The 15970-nt window shown below is 48.8% G+C and carries 16 protein-coding genes and 1 riboswitch; of the genes, 15 read left to right on the top strand and 1 reads right to left on the bottom strand.

Going from position 1 to position 15970, the window contains the following annotated elements; translation table 11 throughout:
* Nucleotides 1–46 precede the first annotated feature (46 nt).
* Nucleotides 47–961 carry a nucleoside-specific channel-forming Tsx family protein gene (locus L4D76_RS21150; protein ID WP_428442856.1) on the bottom strand — a complete coding sequence of 305 codons (915 nt, stop codon included), beginning with the start codon at nt 959–961 and terminating at the stop codon, nt 47–49.
* A gap of 736 nt (nt 962–1697) precedes the next feature.
* Nucleotides 1698–1871: riboswitch (cobalamin riboswitch) on the top strand.
* Nucleotides 1872–1989: 118 nt separating this feature from the next.
* On the opposite strand from L4D76_RS21150, the gene L4D76_RS21145 reads away from it, so the two are divergent.
* From L4D76_RS21145 to cbiB, 15 genes are all read left to right on the top strand, one after another.
* Nucleotides 1990–2760 (top strand): DUF4198 domain-containing protein, encoded by a 771-nt coding sequence (locus L4D76_RS21145; protein WP_428442855.1) that lies wholly within the window; start codon nt 1990–1992, stop codon nt 2758–2760.
* A gap of 9 nt (nt 2761–2769) precedes the next feature.
* On the top strand, nt 2770–3369 hold the full coding sequence (cbiM, locus tag L4D76_RS21140) for a cobalt transporter CbiM (protein ID WP_428442854.1): 600 nt from the start codon (nt 2770–2772) through the stop codon (nt 3367–3369).
* Nucleotides 3370–3386: 17 nt separating this feature from the next.
* A complete protein-coding gene (locus tag L4D76_RS21135) occupies nt 3387–3980 on the top strand; it encodes a carboxypeptidase-like regulatory domain-containing protein (RefSeq protein ID WP_428442853.1) in 594 nt (197 codons plus the stop codon).
* On the top strand, nt 3974–4771 hold the full coding sequence (locus L4D76_RS21130) for an energy-coupling factor transporter transmembrane component T family protein (RefSeq protein WP_428442852.1): 798 nt from the start codon (nt 3974–3976) through the stop codon (nt 4769–4771). The genes L4D76_RS21135 and L4D76_RS21130 overlap by 7 nt, the downstream gene beginning before the upstream one ends.
* Complete coding sequence (locus L4D76_RS21125) at nt 4768–5499, top strand: energy-coupling factor ABC transporter ATP-binding protein (RefSeq protein ID WP_428442851.1); 732 nt, start codon at nt 4768–4770, stop codon at nt 5497–5499. The genes L4D76_RS21130 and L4D76_RS21125 overlap by 4 nt, the downstream gene beginning before the upstream one ends.
* Nucleotides 5496–6632: a cobalt-precorrin-5B (C(1))-methyltransferase gene (locus L4D76_RS21120; protein WP_428442850.1), complete on the top strand. Its 1137-nt coding sequence runs from the start codon at nt 5496–5498 to the stop codon at nt 6630–6632. The genes L4D76_RS21125 and L4D76_RS21120 overlap by 4 nt, the downstream gene beginning before the upstream one ends.
* Nucleotides 6633–6704: 72 nt before the next feature.
* A complete protein-coding gene (locus tag L4D76_RS21115; protein ID WP_428442849.1) occupies nt 6705–7358 on the top strand; it encodes a precorrin-8X methylmutase in 654 nt (217 codons plus the stop codon).
* Nucleotides 7355–8614: a precorrin-6y C5,15-methyltransferase (decarboxylating) subunit CbiE gene (cbiE, locus tag L4D76_RS21110; protein WP_428442848.1), complete on the top strand. Its 1260-nt coding sequence runs from the start codon at nt 7355–7357 to the stop codon at nt 8612–8614. Before L4D76_RS21115 ends, cbiE begins: the two co-directional genes overlap by 4 nt.
* Complete coding sequence (cobI, locus tag L4D76_RS21105; protein WP_428442847.1) at nt 8607–9401, top strand: precorrin-2 C(20)-methyltransferase; 795 nt, start codon at nt 8607–8609, stop codon at nt 9399–9401. Before cbiE ends, cobI begins: the two co-directional genes overlap by 8 nt.
* Entirely contained in the window at nt 9398–11026 is a 1629-nt protein-coding gene (locus L4D76_RS21100) for a cobalamin biosynthesis protein (protein ID WP_428442846.1), read from the top strand. Before cobI ends, L4D76_RS21100 begins: the two co-directional genes overlap by 4 nt.
* Entirely contained in the window at nt 11023–11898 is an 876-nt protein-coding gene (locus tag L4D76_RS21095; protein ID WP_428442845.1) for a sirohydrochlorin cobaltochelatase, read from the top strand. Before L4D76_RS21100 ends, L4D76_RS21095 begins: the two co-directional genes overlap by 4 nt.
* Nucleotides 11891–12712, top strand: coding sequence for a precorrin-3B C(17)-methyltransferase (gene cobJ, locus L4D76_RS21090; RefSeq protein ID WP_428442844.1), 822 nt, complete (start codon nt 11891–11893; stop codon nt 12710–12712). The genes L4D76_RS21095 and cobJ overlap by 8 nt, the downstream gene beginning before the upstream one ends.
* Before the next feature lie 15 nt (nt 12713–12727).
* Complete coding sequence (gene cobM, locus L4D76_RS21085) at nt 12728–13576, top strand: precorrin-4 C(11)-methyltransferase (RefSeq protein WP_428442843.1); 849 nt, start codon at nt 12728–12730, stop codon at nt 13574–13576.
* Entirely contained in the window at nt 13560–14954 is a 1395-nt protein-coding gene (cobA, locus tag L4D76_RS21080) for a uroporphyrinogen-III C-methyltransferase (RefSeq protein WP_428442842.1), read from the top strand. Before cobM ends, cobA begins: the two co-directional genes overlap by 17 nt.
* Nucleotides 14944–15966: an adenosylcobinamide-phosphate synthase CbiB gene (cbiB, locus tag L4D76_RS21075; protein ID WP_428442841.1), complete on the top strand. Its 1023-nt coding sequence runs from the start codon at nt 14944–14946 to the stop codon at nt 15964–15966. The genes cobA and cbiB overlap by 11 nt, the downstream gene beginning before the upstream one ends.
* Nucleotides 15967–15970 lie beyond the last annotated feature (4 nt).

Raw genomic sequence — 15970 nt, 5'->3', positions numbered from 1 at the left:
CAGTCGAACACCTGACTTTAGTTGGAATGTTTTCAGCTCAATACCCTCAGAAAGCGTATTGAATGAAGGCACCAAATGAACCAGGATTTTTTAAGAGGATCCCTTCGCCTTTCATAAGCAGATATTCCACACCTACATCGAAGCCATCCGTTACCCGATAGGTGATAGAGTGACTCATCTTGTATGACGTTTTCCTCAGGTTTTCAGCGGATAAATCATAAATAGGAAGAAATGAGGGGCCAGGGTAGGCTTCCTGCGTAACTTCCGTAAATTTCTTGTCCCAGGCATATTCACCAATAAAGTGATATGCCCAGTTTTTATTGAACTTATAGTCAGTTTTCAGGCCCAGAACATAGCCGTTATCGCCCTCAAAAAGCTGATGACCACCTGATGTGACATCGGTATAACGTTTTGCCAAATATCCTTTCAGAAGCTGACCATTGAGGATCGGAGCGCCCAAACCAATACCATAGCGAATGTGTGATTCATGACGGCCGTTGACAAAATATTGATGGGCATAGTTGCCATAGAGCTTTAACACTTGCCATGGTGTGTTGATATAGATGCTGCTGCGAAAAAGTTGGCCATCCCTGTTGGCGCCATCCTTAAGCCCGCTGCCGTAGCGGAGATCGACACTTCCCCAGGTAAATTGATTATCAGTAAAAATGCTGTAAATAAAGGTATCGTCAATCAACTCCGTTTCAGTCACTTCTCCTGTTTCTGGATGGGTAAAGCTCATCGCAGGTTCATCCAGATCTGCACTATTGGTCGGAATAAAATAGCCGCCTCTTATCTCGACGACTGTACCTTTGTAGCCGACAAGGTTGTCTCCGTCTTTATCAAATTCAAACCCTGCAGCATTTCCTGCCAGGGCGAAACTTGAAATGAGCGCAACGACTCCTGTTGTTATTGAGGGGGGAGGGATGGTTCTGTTTTTGGTGTTTTTCAAATAGCTAATCATATTGGTAATTTCTAATAATTATGTAATTGGAGGTTTGGTTGTATTACAAACACTTAAAGCAAACGCCCTAAGATATAAGGAATTGTATATATTCCAACTCTTATCGTTTTATTGTTGTTCTTGTTGTTTTTTAGAGATCATAAAGAGAATCTTTGTGAATTACTATGAAATAAATATAGTCGTAATAATAAGCTTTCACTTTTTGTGATGTACCCTATTTTATTTATAACAAGACTGTTATGTATCTATTCATATAAAGGTTTTTAAATTCTGACTCATGTCAGGATTGTTATATACCTATTCATATATTCACTAGAAATTCAGGTTTGAACGGTTAAAATAGTACCCAGAACTTGGATTGTTGAATGAAGATGTTTCACTGAATAATAGAAGAAACCAAAAGTTAAATTATTAGATACCTCGTTGCATTTGAAAGTGATTGATACGTAAAACATATGATAATGGTTTCTTTACTGTAGTTCTTAGAAATAATGAAGGCCCATAAAAAGTGAAGCATAATTTATTATAGTTAATTGGTTTAACTGAATAACAATAAATGCCTTCGACATTTATTAATACTGTTAGATATATTTTAATAGGTGATTGGTTTTTTGACGGGATTGTATTGCAGGTTGCAATATTAATCATTATCGCCTGTACCGATTAATTAAGTTTGTTATTCCAGTTAAGTGTTATTGATTTGAATCAAGAATCAATCTTATTGATAGTGCTTAAATAATAGGGCTTCAACGATAGTGCCTTAACGGCTAAGAGGGAATCAGGTTAAAAACCTGGACTGTACCCGCAACTGTGAGCGATGAGCATTACCTAAAACCACTGATTATTTCGGGAAGGAGGGTAATGTGTTTTATTCGCAAGTCAGGAAACCTGCTATCAAAATACGCTTTAGATACTGGGCGGGTTTACTCAGTGATGAAGGGTCGATAATATGCATTTTATTGCTATCAACCGTTCTCTTACTCCTATATCTAGCGCACAATTTAATTAACTAATTATGTGTATCAGGTATGAAACGAAACATTATTCTTCTTTCTTTAATATTCTCGGCGACTCTCACTTCCTTCGCGGCACAAGCCCATTTCTTGACGTTATTTCCTGAGCAGCAAGTTGTCGATGTCGGTGACAACAGGGCGCTCCACTTTCCGGTTTACTTCACCCACCCTATGTCGATGGGACCGACAATGGATATTGTCAGGCCAGAGGTGGTTGGTTATGTGCTCAATAATAAAAAAACTGACTTAACGACTAAGTTAACCCAGGAAAAATACGGCAACTCAACGGGTTGGGCGCTGTCATTCCCCTTACGTCGTCCCGGCACCTATACATTTTATGCCAACCAAAAGCCTTACATTGATGAAACTGAAAATGTGGCGATATCGCAGTTTGCCAAAGTGGTGGTCGATGCATTTGCAGCAGGAGGTGACTGGCAACCTCAGCTAAATACCCCGGTTGAAATTATGCCACTGACTCGTCCTTATGCATTGTGGACCAACAGCGTTTTTACCGGTCGCGTATTGGTTAATAACGAACCGGCAGCAGACGTTGGCGTTGAAGTTGAGTACTACAACAAACAGGGCATGCAAGTGCCAAGTGATGCGTATTTAACACAGCAGGTTGTTACCAACTCATTAGGTGAATTTTCAATCGCTTTGCCAAAGCAGGGCTGGTGGGGAATGGCGGCACTGGTAGAAGATGAGCAGCCAATCACCGTTGATGGTAAAGAGTATCCTCACGAACGTGCCGGTGTGATGTGGGTACAAGTTCAAGACATTAACTAGGAGTATGAAATGCATATTGTTGATGGCGTGCTGGCTACCCCTGTTTTAACCGTAGGGATTATTACTACGGTGATTGGTACGGCGTGGGGTTTGCGCAGTTTATCGGATGAAAAACTGCCACAGGCAGCGGTACTTGCAGCTTGTTTTTTTGTGGCATCGCTGATCCATATTCCGCTTGGCCCTTCGAGTGTCCACCTGATTTTTAATGGTTTGATTGGTTTATTGCTTGGATGGGCTGCGTTTCCGGTTGTGCTGATCGGCTTGATTTTCCAGGCGGTCTTTTTTGGCTTCGGCGGCATTGTTGTGCTTGGTATCAATTGCCTCAATATCGCGCTGCCGGCCATTATTGTTGGTCTTATTTTAAAACCCTGGCTGCGCCGTTTGCCTGCGGTGGCCGTTGGTTTTGTTGCCGGTTTTGGTGCAGTACTACTGACCGCTCTGTTTGTGGCATTGTCGCTTGCCCTGTCTGGTGATGGTTTTATTACCAGTGCCAAGCTGGTGATGTTTGGACATTTGCCTGTTGCCTTAATGGAAGGTGTTGTTTCTGCTTTCGCTTATAAGTTGCTATGTAAGGTTCGTCCTACTGCCGCAATATCTTCTTCTCTGTGATGTAAAAGGAAACCATCATGGCTAATTTTTATAAAGTCTGCCGCTCGATTACGCATTCTTTTGGTTTGATTATATTGAGCTTGGGTCTGATCGCGGTGTGCTCTGGTAATGCGTATGCCCACCGAATGAAAGTATTTGCCTGGGTTGATGGCAAGGCGATAGAAGGAGAAGTTTATTTTTCTGGAGGCCAAGGAGCCGCTGGCTCGACGATTGAGTTGGTGGCGGATCAAGCAATTGTTGCAACCACACAGAGTAATGAAGAGGGACAGTTCCGCTTTGAGGTAATGGCTGCACGCGATTACTTGGTTCGAGCCGATGCAGGGCAAGGGCATGTTACAACCTATAGCGTTTCAGCAACAGAATTTACCCCTGAAGATGTGGCCGTGACAGCGATGGTGGCTACGGGAACTGAGGCATCAGTGCAACCCGCAGCAAGCTCGCTTACCCCCGCCCAGTTAGAGCAGGCGATTGCCAGAGCGATTCGTCCGCTGCGTGAAGAACTCGATCAGTACGAATCGAAGGTCAGAGTACACGATATTCTGGGAGGAATGGGTTATATCTTTGGTTTGTTCGGGCTGTTTGTTCTCTTCCGGTCGCGCCGCAAATGCTAGATGCATTGCTTGCGACAACGGTGATACCAGCGCATCCGGTAAACATCGCGCCAAGGTTGCGTTTATTGCTGGCACTGGCGATCGCCTGTGCGGTGGTATTCAGTGAGTATTGGCTTCCCTTGCTGGGTTATGGGCTGCTGGCCATTCATCTATGGCAACGTAGCGCTATTACTATGATCGCGGGATTGAAACGCCTTGCTGCGGTTGATGGTTTCATTGTGCTAACCGTCATCCTGCTTCCATTTACTGAGCCGGGAGAGGTCGCGTTTACTGTTGGTGGTGTTGTTGCGAGTCATGCAGGGATCACGCTAGCTGCGATGATTCTGCTCAAAGCAAACATTATCGTCATTGTATTAATGGCGCAGTGTGCCGGGTTGAATGCGCTGACCTTGAGTCGTGCGCTTGCCGAGCTGAAAATGCCGCATAAGTTGGTGTTGATGATGCAATTAAGCATTCGTTACATCAGCGTGATGCAACAGGAATTTACGCGTTTGCGTTGTGCGATGAAAGCGCGCGGTTTCTGTCCCAATAACTCACTGCATACATGGCGCAGTTACGGCTACCTGTTTGGCATGATGCTGGTGCGGGCAATGGATCGTGCTGATCGGATCTGGCTGGCAATGAAGTGTCGTGGCTTCAATGGCCGTTTCCCGACCGAACACACCGCGGCATTGTCCGGAGATGATAAACGGTTTATTGGCGGCTATTTGATTGTGGTCGCGATTATTTTCCACCTGACGATTGTTGCAAATTGGCTGGCAATCACTATCGGTGTACAGGAGTGGTTATGACTGAATTAATTGCGTTGGATCAGGTGAGTTATTCTCGCCCCAACGGGCAGTGTTGTGCCGATCAGCTTGATTTCACTCTCTCAGCCGGTGAGCGTGTCGCAATAACCGGGAGCAACGGATGCGGCAAAAGTACCTTGTTGTTACTGATGATGGGGCTGCTTCCTGCGGAGCGTGGTGATGTTCGGCTGTTTGGTGACAGTTGTTATAAAGGCAATCGTCTTAACGAAACGATGTTTCGACGGCACCGTTCCCGTATTGGTCTGGTCTTTCAGGATCCTGATGATCAGTTGTTTTGTCCGACCGTGATTGATGATGTCAGTTTTGGCCCGTTGAACCAAGGCCTCAGCGCCTGTAAAGCGCGAAAAAAAGCGATGGCCACGCTCAATCAGCTTGGTATCAGCGATCTGGCTGAACGTGTCAGCTACCAGCTATCCGGAGGGCAGAAACGTTTAGTGGCACTAGCCACCGTTTTAGCCATGGATCCTGAGGTACTGATCCTTGATGAACCGACCAATGATTTGGATCAGGCGAACCAAATACGTCTGGTTGAGATCCTGCAGCAGTGCCAATTGCCCCTGATTTTGATCAGTCATGACGCCCGGCTTCGCGCGCAGTTAGTTCAGCGTGAGTATTGTCTTCAGGATGGGAAACTGACGCTAGTGCCAACTCTCGCTGAGTGTTCAAAAAACGTCAATCAATCAGCAGAAATGCTGGGGGAGGGCGCGTGATCACTCAAGTTAAGCGATCAAAACACCGAGGTGAACTGCGTTCTGGTTTTACAACGGGGGCTTGCGCAGCCGCTGCCAGCCGTGCAGCGGTGCACTGCTTATTGACCGCAGAACTGATCGACCAAGTGACAATTACCCTGCCTAACAAAGAGCAGACAAGTTTTCAGCTATGCCGACTTGAGCGTACACCTGAAGGCGTGTTGGCAAGTGTGATCAAAGATGGCGGTGATGATCCCGATTGCACGCACGGTATCGAAATTCAATGTATGGCGTTATGGCATTCTGAGCCGGGCATTCATCTCGATGGTGGCGTAGGCGTTGCAAAAGTCACGCTTCCGGGGCTAGAACTGCCTGTCGGTATGGCGGCAATTAACCCGGTACCGCGTAAAAATATCCATGATATGGCAATGGCCGAATGGCTGGCGTGTAAGCCAGAGCAACATCTTCAGCCGGGACTGAAACTGGAAATTCGAGCTCCGGAAGGAGAGGAATGCGCCAAACAGACCATTAGTGAACGACTTGGGCTGATTGGCGGTATTTCGATTCTTGGTACCCGCGGCACCGTAAAACCTTATTCAACCTCTGCTTTTTCTGCTTCGGTCCGCCAGTCGGTTCAGGTTGCCAGTGCCAATCAGCTTAATCATGTGGTGCTTACGACGGGAAGCCGCTCAGAGCGTTCAGCAATGGAAATGTTGCCCCATCTTAATTCGATGGCGTTTATTCAGGCCGGTGATTTTGTCGGGGTGGGATTACGCGCCGCCAAGCGTTACCACGTCGAGAAAGTGACGGTGGTTGCGATGATCGGCAAGCTGGGGAAAATGGTTGCGGGCCATATGATGACTCATGTGTCCGGCCATGCCATTAATTTCTCTCAACTAGCTGAGATTGCTGCGCAGCACGGTGCTGATGAGACCTTGTGCGAGCAGATAGCCAACGCCAATACGGGGCGTCATGTGCTCAACCTTGTCAGCGAGTACTTCCCTGATCGCAACCATCACACCTTTAATAAGTATTTGCAGGATCTGTGCTGCCATGCCGCCGGGCATGCCACTGATTATGTGGCAGACAAGGTCATGATTGAATTTCGTTTAATCGACTTTGACGGCAGCCTGCTAGCTCAATATCCGTCTTAGCTCAAACACTGTGTGAGCTCCCAACTTATCGAGTGAGCCAAGTGCCCTATAAATTAGAACAAGGACTGCGCAATGAAAGAGATGCAGCAAATGACCCAGCAAGGCCGCCAAATTGAAGAAGGCTCTTTTGACATCATTGATCGTGAAATCGAGCAGATCCATGGCGGCCATAGCCTTACCCCGGCTCAGTGGGCGGTGGTACGCCGTGCAATACATACCACGGGTGATTTTGAGTTCGCAGAATTATTCCGCTTTAGTGATGATGCCACAACGGCAGGTATCGAAGCCCTGAAAGCGGGCGCACCGATCATTACCGATGTCACCATGATAACAAGTGGTTTGAGCCAACAGCGGTTATCCGTTTATGGCAATCGGGCGCATTGCTTTATCAGCGATCCTGAGGTGATTGAGATTGCCAAAAGAGAGGGAGAAACCCGTGCAATCTGGGCTATGCGCCATGCTCGCGATCAGGGGCTATTAGATGGTGCGATTGTCGGTGTGGGTAATGCCCCGACGGCGCTCTACGAAGTGCTACGAATGGTTGCTGAAAACGAGGCTAAGCCAGCGCTGATTGTAGGTATTCCGGTTGGTTTTGTGAAAGCAGAAGAGTCCAAGCAGGATTTGACTGAACAAAATACCATACCCTATATCGCCAGCCTTGGTCGAAAAGGTGGCAGTCCGCTGGTGGTCTCTACTATTCATGCCTTGCTCACGGAGTCGGTATGAAAGCGGCCATTACCATTGTTGGTGTGCCAGAAGATGGTTGCGCCAGTTTAACCAGCCGTGCGGTGAATGCTGTTGCTCAAGCTCGGGTACTTGCCGGACATCCTCGACTATTACGCTGGTTTCCTCAATTTAAAGGCTGCTTGCTGGATATGAGCGAAGGTTTCAGACCTTGGCTTAATCAGATCATTGATGAGAGCGAAGAGGGTGATGTGGTGATACTCGCTTCTGGTGATCCGCTGTTCTATGGCATCGGCAGTACCTTGATAAAACATCTTGATCGACGTGAGTTGTGCTTTATTCCATCACCATCCTCCATGCAATTGGCTTTTGCTCGTTTGGCATTGCCATGGCAGGACGCGCGTTGCCTGTCATTGCACGGTCGAGGCATTACCGGGTTGGTTTGTCAGTTGCAGCATGGCGATCTTTTTGCGTTGCTGACAGACAGTAAAAATACCCCACCGGCTATTGCCCGGCATTTATTGCATTACGGAGAAACCTCCTGGCAATTAAGTGTCTGCGAGCAGCTTGGCTCACCGGAAGAGCGCATCAGGCAATACACTGTTGCTGAACTGGCCGAATTGGCCGGAGATGCTTTTGACCCGCTAAATGTGGTTATTGCTAAACGTACGGCCCGTCAGTTCTGGGGTGAATTCGGACAGTTTGCCGATGATGAAGCGTTTGAAAAGCGAATGCCGCAGCGGGGATTAATAACCAAACAACCGATCCGCCACTTAGCCCTGGCGGAAATGAAACTTCGTCCTGCCGCAACCGTGTGGGATATCGGTACTGGCTCGGGCTCTATCGCGATCGAAGCGGCTAAGCAGTGCTGGCAAGGTCAGGTGTTCACGATGGAATGCAATGAAGCTTGTTATCCGGCCATCGAGGCCAATATCGCAGCTCATCGCACCGACAATGTCACCCTCGTCAAAGGTAAAGCGCCCGCAGCATTAGCAGATTTACCCGCGCCTGATGCGGTGTTCGTCGGGGGAACCCGAGGTGCGATGGCAGATATTCTGTCGCATTGCTGGGAATGCCTGTCTGAGGAAGGCGTGCTTGTTACAACGGCTGTCACCATTGACTCGGTTGTCGAGATCCATCAATGGAGCAAGCAGCATCAACTTAACCCTAAAGTACAACTAGCGGCAATTTCTCAGGGCGTGCCGTTAGCACATTACACCCGTTATCAAGCTGAAAACCCTATCCATCTTTTTATATTTGAAAAGTCCGTGACTCTACAAGGTAATAACAATGAATAATCAATCTGCTGGTCAACTTTTTGCTATCGGTGTCGGTACCGGCGACAGCGAGCTACTTACCCTAAAAGCAGTACGCTTGTTGCGAGAAGCTGACGTGATTGCGATTCCGGAAAAAAACTTAGGTAAAGCCGATTCATTTGCATGGCAGATTGTAACGGGCGCTGTTGCTGAGGATCAATTAACTGCAGAGTGTTGCTTCCTGCATTTTCCTATGACCCGTGATGCGTCGGTGAATGTACCTGCATGGCGTAGAGCGGCACAGAAAATTGCAGATTTTGTAGCTGCCGGCAAGCGGGTGGTATTTGTGACAGAAGGTGATCCGTCTGTATTCAGTACCTGGGCATATATTCAGGAAGAGCTCAATGACATCATGCCGGAGCTGGACCCGGAAATTGTCCCTGGTATCACCTCGATTACGGCTATTCCGTCACAAACCAAAATTCCGCTGGCAGATGGTCAGGAGCGTTTCTGCGTGGTGCCGGCAACATATGGTATGGAATGCCTGCCACGTCTTATGGATGAGTTTGACACCATAATGCTGATTAAAGCGGGCCGGGTGATCCCGGAACTGACGGCAATGCTTGAAGATATGGGCCTGCTCGATTGTGCGACATATGTTTCTCATGCCACAACTGAGCAGCAAGAAATCTATCGAGATTTGCGCGATGTTCCCGAAGGGCATCGCTACTTCTCAATGGTGCAGCTGTCTATTCGTAACCGCCGCGGCATTTTGAGAGGAAACGTGCCGGTCAATGATGTGGCATTGAGCAGTGCGGGTACCGCATGAAAATAGCAATTTATGCTATTACCCTCAATGGTGCGAAGCAGGCTCAGCGCTTGCAGCGTGAATTGCCGTTTGCGGATGTATTTGTCACCGAGATTGGGCGTGAACACTGCCCTTCCGCGGCACCGTTGACTTTGCCGTTAGCGCAATTCGTCGCACCGGATTTTCACCACTACGATTGCCATATCTGTATCTTCGCGACCGGTATTGTCAGTCGTATTATCGCGCCGTTACTGCAAGATAAACGCCATGATCCTGCGGTGATTTGCGTCGACGACCAGGGCCAGTTCGCGATCCCCGTATTATCCGGCCATCGTGGTGGAGCCAATACCATGGCGCACCGTGTTGCGCAGATTTTAAAAGCGACGCCAGTGGTCACAACCGCCTCAGATGCTGCTAATACCTTGTCGGTCGATATGATGGGCGCGCCGTTTGGCTGGACGCTGGATCCTAAGTGTGAAGCGGCGATCACATCGGTGTCTGCGGCTGTCGTCAACGATCAACCGGTATTGGTCGTTCAGCAGGCTGGCGAAAAGAACTGGTGGCCATATAAGCGCATGATGCCAAGACATATTCGTTGTCACCATGAACTCGCTGATATTGAAAGCGAAGGGTGGCAGGGTCTGGTATTAATCAGCGATCAGGCGACACCAGACCTTTATCAGCCCTGGCAGCATAAAGCCGTGTTGTGGCGTCCTAAGTCATTAGTACTCGGTATTGGCTGTGATCGCAATACGCCGCTATCGACTATACAAGCTGGCGTGGATGCTTTTTTGGCAGAGTATAATCTTGCCCCTGACAGTGTGACAGCGATTGCCAGCATCGATTTAAAAGCGGACGAACAAGCTTTGCTTGATTTATCACAACAGCAGCAATGGCCTTTTGTGACCTTTTCAGCCGAGCAACTTAGCACCGTGACAGGTATTGAGAATCCTTCGGCCTATGTCGAGAAGGTAACCGGTGTGGCATCGGTGGCTGAAGCGGCAGCATTGAAACAGAGCCAGACCAGCAAGCTGGCCGTTGCGAAATGGAAGTTCAAAAAAGGTAGCTACAATATGACGCTGGCATGTTGTCGTATTGAGAAAGAAGAAGCCCTGGTGAAGCACAACTGGAAAAACTGGTTGGGGCAACCGTCAGCGAAAGTCAATGCGCATGGCAGCGAGGTGGTGAAAGGTTATCAATGCAAACCAAAGCACGTTGATTTAGACCGGCCCATGCTTCATCACCGCCATCATCTATTACTTTGCGAAGGTGGACGTTGCAGTAAGGAAGGCAGCAAAAATCTTACCCATGATCTGCGCGCCATGCTCAAGGAAATGGGACTTGCCAGCGGTGATAACCGGATAAAGCTCAGCCGAACCATGTGTGCTGGTGCCTGTCGCAACCGTGCCACGTTGGTGATTTATGAACGTCTTACTTCGAACGAAACACCGATTAATAACGGCTGCTGGCTGCGAAATATCGAAAACTTATCGATAACGCAATGGCGTGAGTTATTCGCGGCATTGGCCCAGCGAGTGCCATTGACTTCAATATTGGAACCGGAACTTATCGCTGCGATTGACTCTCCTGAGAGTGGTTCAAAAGGCGAGATATTTGAAGGTTCACAAGGAACAGTACAACAATGAAACGATTACGACACCATACCAAAGGGACGGCAATTGTCTTAAGTTGCTTTGGCTCGGTAGTAGAGCAGCAACGCTACCTTATTTTGCAACAACGGATCGCTGAGCGCTATCCGGACTGCGCAGTGAAAATAGCGTTTAGTTCGAAAATGGTAGTTAAAAAACTGGCACTGCAGGGAGAGCAATATCAAGGTCTGCCGCAGGTGCTGGCCGATCTTGATATGGAAGGTTTCCAGCGAATTCTAGTGGTTTCTTGCTACTTGTTCCCAACCGATGAACACCTACAGCTGTGTAATATGGTGCAAGGCTTCCGTCAGTTCTCGCTGGCGAACATTGAACATACTCCGGCGATTATGCATCACACTTCTCACACCAGTGCGATATTAGCAGCATTGAATGCCCGTTTTGCTAACGATAGCGATGTGAATTTGTTCATTCATCATGGCGCGCCATTATTGGACAATCCCGGTCATCAGGCTATCCACTATTGTGACAGCTTACTGTCGAAGTTATCGACGAAGAATTTCACCTGCTCATTAGAAGGAGCGTGGCCATACCGCCTGATTTCTGAATCGTTAGAAAAGGAAATGTTACAGGCTTCTCAAAATGCACGGCCTTCAGTTTCTAGCAGTGAGGTTAAGCCTCGATTGCGTTTGGTGCCTTTGTTGCTTGTTTCCGGCAATCACTTTGTCAACGACTTGGCTGATATCAAACAAGATCTTGAGCCGGTTTTCGATGTGTCAGCAGCAACGCCGATCAGCGGTGATAAGTTTTGCTTACTTGATTTACCCGAATTGATTGCGGTAGTTGAACAACAAATTGCGGATGGTTTAGTCCGTTTACGTGCGCCAGAAACGGAGGTGTGTTGTGGCTAAATTAACTCTTGTCGGACTTGGCCCAGGTAGCCTGGATTTAATGTCACTGCGTGCACGACAAGCCATTTTGGATGCTGATGTTGTTGCCGGGTACCGCCCTTATGTGGATTTAGTCAGAGATCTGATTGATCAGCAGGAAGTGATTCAAAACGGAATGACTCGTGAATGGGATCGGGTTGCCGCAGCCGTTGTACAAGCGAAAGCCGGACGTAATGTCGTCTTAGTTTGCTCAGGCGATGCCGGCATGTATGCGATGGCACCGCTGGTATTGGAATTATTGACTGAACAGGGTTGGGATCCAGAGCAGGGACCAGAAATTGAAATCGTTCCGGGTATTACTGCGGCCAATGCCTGTGCTTCTCTGGTTGGGGCGCCTCTTGGTCACGATAGCTGCACGATTTCATTATCTGACTTGCTGACACCATGGCCGGTGATTGAAAAACGGATCCACGCGGCGGCAGACGCGGATTTTGCGATCACTTTTTATAACCCTCGTTCACGTAAGCGTAAAAGCCATATCGAGAATGCGCAGCGTATCTTGCTGCAATATCGTGAGCCGACGACGCCGGTGGCTGTGGTCAATGCCGCTTATCGTGATGATCAGCAGGTGAGCCTGTCGACCCTAGCGCATTTTACCGAGCTGGATTTTGGCATGAACGCCGCCGTGATTGTGGGTAATAGCAGTAGTTTTCAGTATCACGACTGGATCGTGACTCCTCGCGGTTATCGCAATAAATATCAATTAGATGATGGTGTCACCTTACCGGGACAAAAACGCGGTCGTGCACTTGCCATCGACACTTCAGAAGAATAATAACGGAATAGAATTATGACAGTTTACTTTATTGGTGCGGGTCCGGGTGATCCTGATTTAATCACAGTCAAAGGGGCTAAATTAGTCGAATCTTGCCCGGTGGTACTTTATACCGGCAGCCTTGTACCGAAAGCAGTAATCGAAAGGGCACATCCTGATGCGCTCGTGCTGAACTCTGCCGGTATGGATCTCAATGAAATGACTCAGGTCTATGTGGATGCATTTGAAAAGGGCCATGATGTCGCGCGTGTACAAACCGGTGATTTATCGATTTACTCCTCATTGGCCGAGCAGACACGTCGCTTAAAAGCACTGGGTATTGACTGGAAAGTGGTACCGGGTGTGTCTTCTTTTCAGGCTGCTGCTGCGGCACTTGGTCAGGAACTGACGCTTCCTGAGGAATGTCAGACCATTATTCTCAGTCGCGCCTCCGGTCGTACGCCGGTACCCGAGAAGGAAAATCTAAAATCACTGGCGGCTCATGAAGCCACTTTGTGCTTATTCCTCAGTGCCACGCTGATCCGCAAAGTCGTACGAGAGCTTGAAGATGTCTATCCTTCGACCTGGCCGGTTGCCGTTGTCGAAAAAGCATCTCATCCGGAGCAGCGTATCATTCGCGGCACCCTAGCCGATATTGCCGAAAAAATGCATGAAGCCAAGATCCGCTCAACGGCGATGATCATCGTCAGTAAAGTGTTTGCTATTGATGATTTTGCTGACTCTAAACTCTATGATCCTAGCTTCTCCCATGATTTCCGTAAGGCGACGGTAATTGAAGGTGAGCCAGAAGCGGGATCTCTACAAACAGCTCTACAAACGGGCTATCTACAAACAGATCAGGAGCACCATGATGAGCGAGGGTAAGGTATTTCTGGTTGGTGCGGGACCGGGTGATCCTGATTTGTTGACGCGCCGCGCTTTTAATTTAATGCATAGCTGCGATGTGGTGTGTTACGACAAGTTAGTCAGTCCGGCAATTTTAGCGTGCGTACCTGATCATGTGCAGCTCTATGAAGTCGGCTATCGGGGCTATCGCCATTGTCATATTGATTACGGCATGCACCCCGATGTGATTAATTTTGCCCTTCAGGGCAAGCAGGTATTGCGCTTAAAAGCGGGCGACCCGTGTATTTTCGGCCGCACAACGGAAGAGTGCCGTAACTTAAACGAGCACGGTATTGATTATGAAATTGTACCGGGAATAACTGCAGCGCTGGGTGCCGCGGCTTATTCGGGTTTTCCTTTAACCAGTGCCGGTATTGCTTCTGATGTTACGTTTGCCAGTGGTCATCAAAGCTCAAAAGCGCTCTCTTCCTGGGCGGCATTAGGCCAGTCAAGTGGCACGTTAGTGATCTACATGGGCGCAAAAAAACTGGCTCAGCATGCGCAGAAGCTGATTGAGCAGGGCCGTTGCCCGACCACACCAGTTGCTCATATCTCTTCTGCAACTTGTGCCAGCCATACCGTTACCAAAGGAACCTTAGCGACCATTGGTGAACTCGTTCTGGCTCTTGATAATCATGATCCGGCACTCGTGGTCATGGGAGGCGTGGTCGCACAGGCTGATGAGCTGGGGTGGCGTCATTTACTGCCGCTCTCTGGCGAGCGTGCTTTGTTGTGTGGCCCTTCCTTTCATATGAATGACTCACATTCAGCGCAGCTTAAATCGGCTGGCGCGGAAGTATTTGAAGCCCCTTCATGTCAATTGGAAAGCTATGTTGATGAAGATTTGCTTGCTGAACTTTGTCAGTTACCGGCACTAAAATTTGCCGATGTTGCTGCGGTGACTTTGTGGTGGCAAGGGGTGAATGACTATCAATGGGATCTTCGCCGTTTTGCGATGCCAATTGGCGCCGAGAACGCAGAGACGGCACAAGCGCTGAAACAGATTGGTATCATCGCTGAAACCGTACCGGAGGCTGTTTCTGAGAACTGTGTGGTGCTATCGGTACCGTCAGAGACGGAGTGCCAGGCCGCTCATAACAGCTTGCATCGCTATATTGGTTGCCGACGTCCGGTGCCTTTACGCTTCCAGTTACCGGAAATTAACTGGCTAATGGTGGAGGATATTATTCAGGCGGAATCGCTGCTTAGCCAGCAACCGGGATTGAAACAAGCCACGATTATCCCGTTAAACGAGACCGCACGACATTGGGCTGGCTCTCTGCCTAATCGTCAGTGGGATCTCGCAACATTTGAAGCTGCGCTTCATAAAGACGATGAGGTGAAGAATGTGGCTTGACGGGCTGCATCTGCCTGCCGGCTCCGGGCTTGTAGTTGCTGCGGCGATGGTGGCCGCGGCACTATTGATGGACCGTATTCTCGGTGAGCCGAGCCGGTTTCATCCGCTGGTTGGCTTTGGCCGTTGGGCGAATTGGGTTGAGAAGCAGTGCCGTAAGCAGGCTACTTCATCTTCAGTAAGCCATTCATTGTCCTCAATGGCTGCCACGACGCCATCGCCTTCACCGCTACGGATCCGGATCAGTGGCATGGTGGCATGGGGCCTGGCGGTACTGCCGATTGCATTACTGGCTTGCCTGCTGCTGGTATGGCTATTTTACCTTTCACCGTGGCTATGGTTAGCTGCCAATGTTGTGGTGCTCTATTTGACCATTGGCGGTAACAGCTTAGTTTTTCATGCCAGCGAGATTTATCGCCCGTTAAAAAATGGTGATCTCATCTTAGCGCGCGAAAAAATCGGTTTAATTGTCAGCCGCGAAACGACAACCATGGATGCCGATCAGATCACGTCAGCGGCCGTTGAGTCAGTACTGGAAAATGGCAATGATGCGGTATTTGGCGCGTTGTTCTGGTTTGTAGTTGCAGGGGCGCCGGGCGCTTTGATTTTTCGGATGGCCAACACCTTAGATGCTATGTGGGGCTATAAAAACGAGCGCTATTATGACTTTGGTTTTGCGGCAGCCAAACTTGACGATCTGCTGGGCTGGCTACCCGCACGTCTGACTGCCGTGACTTATGGCATACAGGGTAATTTGCAGTCGGCGATGAAATGCTGGAAAGAGCAAGCCCCTCAATGTTCAAGCCCCAATGGCGGGGTGGTGATGTGCGCCGGTGCTGGCGCGCTCAATACCTCCATTGGCGGGCCGGCAATTTATCATGGAAAACGTCACGATAAAATCTATATGGGATGCGGTGAGTTTGCCGGTTATCAGGTTATTCCTCAGGCCAACCGTCTGGTCAATCATGGCGCTTGGATCTGGGTGTTAGTGTTACTTCTTATCGGTCTTGGATAATCAA

It is taken from the genome of Photobacterium sagamiensis, from assembly GCF_050337085.1.
GTDB classification, from domain to species: Bacteria; Pseudomonadota; Gammaproteobacteria; order Enterobacterales; family Vibrionaceae; genus Photobacterium; species Photobacterium sagamiensis.
The sequence above is the reverse complement of the archived record's forward strand: the minus strand, read 5'-3'. Positions and strand labels throughout refer to the sequence as shown.

Bases quoted from the DNA above. Each gene is read 5' to 3' on its own strand.
- cbiB (WP_428442841.1), top strand. From the start codon at position 14,944: ATGTGGCTTGACGGGCTGCATCTGCCTGCCGGCTCCGGGCTTGTAGTT.
- L4D76_RS21135 (WP_428442853.1), top strand. From the start codon at position 3,387: ATGGCTAATTTTTATAAAGTCTGCCGCTCGATTACGCATTCTTTTGGT.
- L4D76_RS21145 (WP_428442855.1), top strand. From the start codon at position 1,990: ATGAAACGAAACATTATTCTTCTTTCTTTAATATTCTCGGCGACTCTC.
- L4D76_RS21095 (WP_428442845.1), top strand. From the start codon at position 11,023: ATGAAACGATTACGACACCATACCAAAGGGACGGCAATTGTCTTAAGT.
- L4D76_RS21130 (WP_428442852.1), top strand. From the start codon at position 3,974: ATGCTAGATGCATTGCTTGCGACAACGGTGATACCAGCGCATCCGGTA.
- cobM (WP_428442843.1), top strand. From the start codon at position 12,728: ATGACAGTTTACTTTATTGGTGCGGGTCCGGGTGATCCTGATTTAATC.
- L4D76_RS21115 (WP_428442849.1), top strand. From the start codon at position 6,705: ATGAAAGAGATGCAGCAAATGACCCAGCAAGGCCGCCAAATTGAAGAA.
- L4D76_RS21100 (WP_428442846.1), top strand. From the start codon at position 9,398: ATGAAAATAGCAATTTATGCTATTACCCTCAATGGTGCGAAGCAGGCT.
- cbiE (WP_428442848.1), top strand. From the start codon at position 7,355: ATGAAAGCGGCCATTACCATTGTTGGTGTGCCAGAAGATGGTTGCGCC.
- cbiM (WP_428442854.1), top strand. From the start codon at position 2,770: ATGCATATTGTTGATGGCGTGCTGGCTACCCCTGTTTTAACCGTAGGG.
- L4D76_RS21125 (WP_428442851.1), top strand. From the start codon at position 4,768: ATGACTGAATTAATTGCGTTGGATCAGGTGAGTTATTCTCGCCCCAAC.
- cobA (WP_428442842.1), top strand. From the start codon at position 13,560: ATGATGAGCGAGGGTAAGGTATTTCTGGTTGGTGCGGGACCGGGTGAT.
- L4D76_RS21150 (WP_428442856.1), bottom strand. From the start codon at position 961: ATGATTAGCTATTTGAAAAACACCAAAAACAGAACCATCCCTCCCCCC.
- cobI (WP_428442847.1), top strand. From the start codon at position 8,607: ATGAATAATCAATCTGCTGGTCAACTTTTTGCTATCGGTGTCGGTACC.